This window comes from Bacillus cereus group sp. N12, from assembly GCF_016483575.1.
Lineage (GTDB): Bacteria > Bacillota > Bacilli > Bacillales > Bacillaceae_G > Bacillus_A > Bacillus_A toyonensis.
Map to the genome: position 1 here is coordinate 1 of NZ_JAEHBO010000148.1, position 6,008 is coordinate 6,008.

Genomic DNA, 6,008 nt, shown 5'->3' on the forward strand with positions numbered 1-6,008 from the left:
CTGCAAGCACCACACAATTTTGACCTTCCTTGTAGGTACTGATGGTTAGAACTTGCCCTGTGCTCATCGCTTCTAAGCCATTACGGTATAGGTTTATTAATAATTGCCGTATCTCATTACGATTTAAAAGTAATTCCGGAATGTCATTTGTATCGACTTGAATATATTTATTTTGATTATGCGTATCAATCTTTATTAAAGGAATCGTATCATGAATAATTAAATTTAAATCTAACATCTGCAAATCCGATTTCTTTGTATTACCCATTGAGAGAAATTCAGTAATAATAGAATTGGAGCGATCAAGTTCTTCTATCATTAAATCAAAGTAATTATTATGTTTCTCATAGATGTTCTCTTCTTTTAATAATTGCAAAAATCCTCGTACTGTTGTCATTGGATTTCTAATCTCATGGCTAATACCTGCTGCCATTTTCCCTATTAAATCTATGTTTGATAACCTTTTCAATTCCTGCTCATATTGCTTTTTTTCCGTTATGTTTTTAAAAATACAACAAATACCATCATCATACGGGTATGCACTAACTTCGTACCAATATTCATCAGATATAGAAAGAAATTCGAAATGAACTGTAGTTCGCTCTGACATTGCACGATGAAATTCCTTATACATAACTGTGTCGACGCTACTCGGGAAAACCTCCCGTATATTCTTGCCTAATACATCTTTTGCTGTTTTTCTTTGTGGAAAATATTGATGCTTATTTACGTACGTAAATTCCCATTTATTATTCAAAGTAAAGAATCCATCCGTAATACTTTCGATCACACTTGTAACTTTTTCATTAGCAGCAGCTAGTTCTCTCGTTCGCTCTTCCACCATGCTTTCAAGTTGATCCATATATAACAAGTTTGAAAACGTAGGAGCTGTGGCATCAACGATAGATTTTGCCAATTGGATTTGGGAATTATCGTAATTATAAGATTTTCCCTCTTTACCAACGACAATTACCCCTAATACTTCTCCTATTGAAACCAATGGGATCATCAAAAGACCCTTACTATCTATATTTTTTGTTTGAATAACCTCTTGGATCTTGGCGTCATAGCTTTTTCCATCCAATCCACTTCTGTCCAATTACAGTCCTTACTTAACTTCGTTGTTTTAATCGTTTTTTTGTCTAACGGGTCTAAAAGGTGGGCAGCCACGTTTTTACTCTCTAAAATCTGTCCTAAGTAAAAAAAACATTTATCAAAACTCTCCTGTATCGAGGAACACATTGATAAATCACGGGTAACATTTAGTAACAACTGCTTCTCGGCAATAAGGTTTTCCTTTTGTGTTAAATTATTTGCGTTTTGAATTGCGACCGCAGCCATATTTACATAAGCTTCAACACTTTGAATTTCTGAATCTGTTAAGTTCATTGGAGTTCCATAATCAAATAAAAAAACCAGACCAAATAACTCTTGCCCGAATGAGATAGGCAAGGCTAATAAGGACTTAATTTTGAACGCATCAACTGGTCTAGGATCCGGCCGATGATCCTTTGAGGTATCAGGAATATAGATCGTTTTTTTGGTTTCAATAACTTCTTTTGCCAGTAAGTCTATTTCAGGATCAATTACTTGCGTATCGAGCGTTACACCATTTATGGTCTCTGGTTTTCCTGCAAACCCTCTAAATGTTCCATCTTCCTGGGGTAAATAAATTCCAACAGCATTGCACCTAACAATCTCCTCTGATATCGCCATTGTTACACGCTGCAATACTTCACGTAGTTCTAATTTTGTATTTATTATTTTTGTTATATTCGCGAGCCTAGAATATCTCGCCTGATCACTTAACATTCACATGGCCTCCAATTATAGGCATAATAAAATAAACATGATAATATCAGTGAAAATCAAGATCAACCTGCCATTTTCGATTTTCTCCTGTATTCTTTTCTTCCCCCTGTTTTACATAGAATACCTCACTTACTTATGATACAGCTCACCTTAATTAAACTGAAACAAACGCTCATAAAATCGATACACCCCATCAGCTCTAACTTTCAAAAGTTACACTGTTTCACTATCTCCAGCCGTGTTAACACTTGCCTCAAACTTATCAAGCAACGCACGCACCTCATCAGTCGATTTCGTGCTCATCAATTGATTTCTTAGTTCAGCAGCTCCAGGGAATCCTTTTACATAAATTTTGAAAAAGCGATGAAGCCCTGTGATTGAACGTGGTAGTACTTCCGCATATTGATCTTGAAGATCAAGCTGTAGTCTTAGAAGATCAAGGTGTTCTTTACTGCTATGTTCTCTCGGCTCTTTTTCAAAAGCAAATGGATTTTTAAAGATTCCTCGTCCAATCATAACGCCATCAATACCGTATTTTTCAGCAAGTTCCATTCCAGTTTGACGATCAGGAATGTCTCCATTGATTGTTATTAACGTATTTGGTGCAATGCGGTCACGTAATTTTTTAATTTCCGGAATTAGTTCCCAGTGCGCATCTACTTGGCTCATTTCTTCTCTTGTACGTAAATGAATAGAAAGGTTTGCAATATCTTGTTTAAAAATATGCGTTAACCAATCTTCCCACTCACTTAACTCTTTAAAGCCAAGTCGCGTTTTTACGCTGACAGGTAATCCGCCCGCTTTTGCTGCTTGAATTAATTCTGCTGCAACGTCTGGACGTAGAATAAGGCCGCTACCTTTTCCTCTCGATGCTACATTCGGTACTGGGCATCCCATATTAATATCGATACCTTTAAATCCTAACTCTGCCATACCTATACTCATTTGACGAAAATATTCAGGATTATCTCCCCAAATATGTGCTACCATTGGTTGTTCATCTTCTGTAAAAATTAAACGGCCACGTACACTTTTCATACCTTCTGGATGGCAATAGCTATCCGAGTTTGTAAACTCTGTGAAGAATACATCCGGTCGGCCAGCTTCACTTACTACGTGACGGAAAACGACGTCTGTCACATCTTCCATTGGTGCAAGTACGAAAAATGGTCGTGGTAATTCACGCCAAAAATTATCTATCATTTCAAATTCAAATCCTCTCATTATGAATGCAATTTCAAACTCTCAATTTATAATTTGTGAAAATCAGCAATATTTATTTTAACTAAAATCGCTTATGAATGGTATTTTTGTAAACCAAAAAGCAGATGGTATAGATTTTTCCTATATCAACTGCTTTTCTATTATACCAACTTAAGCCAAGCCACACACTCCACATGAGTCGTATGCGGGAACATATCAACAGGCTGTACTTCCTGTGTTTTATATCCGCCTTCTTCTAGTACTTTTAAGTCGCGTGCTAATGTTGCTGGGTTACATGATACGTATACGACGCGCTTTGGTTTCATGTCGATGATTGTGTTTAATAGCGCTTCGTCACAACCTTTACGCGGTGGGTCTACGACCATTGTGTCGGCGATTACGCCTTCTTTGTACCATTTTGGAATGACTACTTCTGCTTCTCCTACGCCAAATTCAGCGTTTGTCATGTTGTTTAGTGCTGCGTTACGGTTTGCGTCTTCGATTGCTTCTGGGACGATTTCAACGCCGTACACTTTTTTCGCTTTTTGCGCTAGGAATAAAGAGATTGATCCGATTCCGCAATATGCATCAATTACTGTTTCGTTACCATCTAACTTTGCGTATTCTAACGTTTTATCGTATAGCACTTTCGTTTGTTCTGGGTTTACTTGATAGAATGAACGTGCTGAAATCGCGAATTTAATGTCACCGATAAAGTCATAAATATATTCTGATCCGTACAGTACTGTCGTTTTATCACCGAAAATAACGTTTGTTCGTTTCGTATTTACGTTTTGAACGATTGATTTTACTTCTGGGAATTTCGCTGCAATTTCTTCAATGATTGCTTTTTTGTTTGGTAATTCTGCTGTACGTGTAATGAAGACAAGCATAATTTCCCCTGTTACTTGTCCGTAGCGAGCCATTACGTGGCGTAGTGTTCCTTTGTTACGCTCTTCATTGTATGCCGAGATACCATGTTTCTCACAAATACGTTTCACTTCTTGAATTAATGCATCGTTTTCTTCTGCCTGAATTAAGCATGATTCCATATTAATGATGTCATGCGTTCCTTGACGATAGAATCCAGCTACAAGTCCGCCTTCACGTTCCCCAATCGGTACTTGTGCTTTATTACGGTATACCCATGGGTTTTTCATGCCAAGTACAGGATGAACAGGGATATCGCTTAACCCACCGATACGCTGCATAACGTCACGTACTTGTTTTTCTTTCGCTTGTAATTGTCCTTCATATGTTAAGTGCTGAAGCTGACAACCGCCGCACTGGTTGTATACTGGGCATTCTGCATCTTTACGATACGGGCTCTCTGTATGAAGTTTTATCAAACGACCAAACGCGAAGTTTTTCTTCACTTTAATAATTTTAATTTGTGCTTCTTCACCTGGTAGTCCGTTTTTAACGAAAATAGGATAACCCTTTACTTTCGCAACACCGGCACCATCGTGTGTTAAATCTTCAAATACTACATCTATAAACTCGTTTTTTTCAACTGGTGGCGTCATTTTTGTACTCATTTTCCGACCTCTCTTTTTCATAACACTGCGTTACATTTTATCATACTTATATGGTCTATTTCTATTGGAAGAAAAAAAGCTATTGACGATAGTTCTCTAGTAATGTTACGCTACTACTAATTTAATACGGACGATGTTACCTCATATATACTCGATAATATGGATCGAGAGTTTCTACCCGGCAACCTTAAATTGCTGGACTATGGGGAAAACTAATGAATATTAGCCTATGCGCAAAAAAGGACTCATATTGATTAGCTTTCTCTCATAGATGAAAGTGAATCCATATGGGTCTTTTTTTATTTTTACTTTTCTAAAAGGTCAGACATCTTACGTATGACATAAAACCTCTTTGTTTTATTTTTAGTAATATAACGAGCGTTTTATGTACAAACTTTATACGAACTTCTGAAAGGGGCAACTACATGCAATATGTAATGAGCATTATCGGTATTCTTGTCGTTTTAGGTTTATGTTTTGCTTTGTCAAACAACAAAAGTAAAATCAACTTCCGCGCAATTGCAATTATGATTGGTTTCCAAATTTTAATCGGTTGGTTTATGTTTGCTACAAAGGTTGGTCAACAAATCATTATTTTCATTAGTAAAGTTTTCAACAAACTAATTAAACTTGGTACGACAGGTGTCGATTTTCTCTTTAATGGGATTCAAAGAGATTTTGTCTTTTTCTTAAATGTATTATTAATTATCGTATTTTTCTCAGCACTACTTTCAATCTTTAGTTATTTAGGTGTTTTACCATTTATCGTTCGCGTTGTCGGCGGTGCAATTTCAAAAATTACTGGTTTACCACGCGTTGAATCATTCCACGCAGTAAATTCTGTATTCTTCGGTTCAAGTGAAGCGTTAATCGTTATTAAAAATGATTTACAGCATTTTAACAAAAACCGTATGTTTATTATTTGTTGTTCTGCGATGAGCTCCGTTTCTGCTTCTGTTACAGCATCATACGTAATGATGTTAGATGCGAAATATGTACTAGCTGCTCTTCCGCTAAACTTATTCTCAAGCTTAATCGTTTGTTCGTTATTAACACCAGTTGATACGAAAAAAGAAGACGAAGTGATTCAAAAATTTGATAGAACTCTATTTGGAGACAGTTTTATTGGCGCAATGATTAACGGTGCGCTTGACGGTTTAAAAGTAGCTGGGATCGTTGCTGCATTAATGATTGCTTTCATCGGTGTTATGGAAGTTGTAAACTACGTAATTAGCGCAGCTTCAGGTGCAATGGGACATGCTATTACGTTACAACAAATCTTCGGTTATATACTTGCTCCATTCGCATTCTTAATGGGTATTCCAACTCAAGATATTATCCCAGCTGGTGGTATTATGGGTACGAAGATTGTATTAAACGAGTTTGTAGCAATCCTTGATTTAAAAGAAACAGTTACAACATTAGCTCCACGTACAGTTGGAATCGTTACAGTAT

The 6,008-nt window shown here is 36.7% G+C and carries 3 protein-coding genes, 1 pseudogene and 1 riboswitch; of the genes and pseudogenes, 1 reads left to right on the plus strand and 3 read right to left on the minus strand.

The genetic code is table 11. From position 1 onward, the window contains the following. From JDS92_RS29345 to rlmD, 3 genes and pseudogenes are all read right to left on the minus strand, one after another. Positions 1-1,812: pseudogene (locus JDS92_RS29345) on the minus strand (GAF domain-containing sensor histidine kinase); the annotation flags it as partial. Between the two features lie 213 nt (positions 1,813-2,025). Then, positions 2,026-3,015, minus strand: a complete 990-nt coding sequence (locus JDS92_RS29350; protein WP_000566715.1) for a tRNA dihydrouridine synthase — start codon at positions 3,013-3,015, stop codon at positions 2,026-2,028. Between the two features lie 161 nt (positions 3,016-3,176). Beyond that, positions 3,177-4,553 carry a 23S rRNA (uracil(1939)-C(5))-methyltransferase RlmD gene (gene rlmD / locus JDS92_RS29355; protein WP_097959757.1) on the minus strand — a complete coding sequence of 459 codons (1,377 nt, stop codon included), beginning with the start codon at positions 4,551-4,553 and terminating at the stop codon, positions 3,177-3,179. A 121-nt stretch (positions 4,554-4,674) separates the two neighbouring features. Continuing rightward, positions 4,675-4,776: riboswitch (purine riboswitch) on the plus strand. Positions 4,777-4,978: 202 nt separating this feature from the next. Here rlmD and JDS92_RS29360 point away from each other — a divergent pair. Beyond that, positions 4,979-6,008 (plus strand): NupC/NupG family nucleoside CNT transporter (locus JDS92_RS29360; protein ID WP_199632993.1); only part of this gene is annotated, 1,030 nt, incomplete at its 3' end.

Bases quoted from the DNA above. Each gene is read 5' to 3' on its own strand.
- JDS92_RS29350 (WP_000566715.1), bottom strand. From the start codon at position 3,015: ATGATAGATAATTTTTGGCGTGAATTACCACGACCATTTTTCGTACTT.
- rlmD (WP_097959757.1), bottom strand. From the start codon at position 4,553: ATGAGTACAAAAATGACGCCACCAGTTGAAAAAAACGAGTTTATAGAT.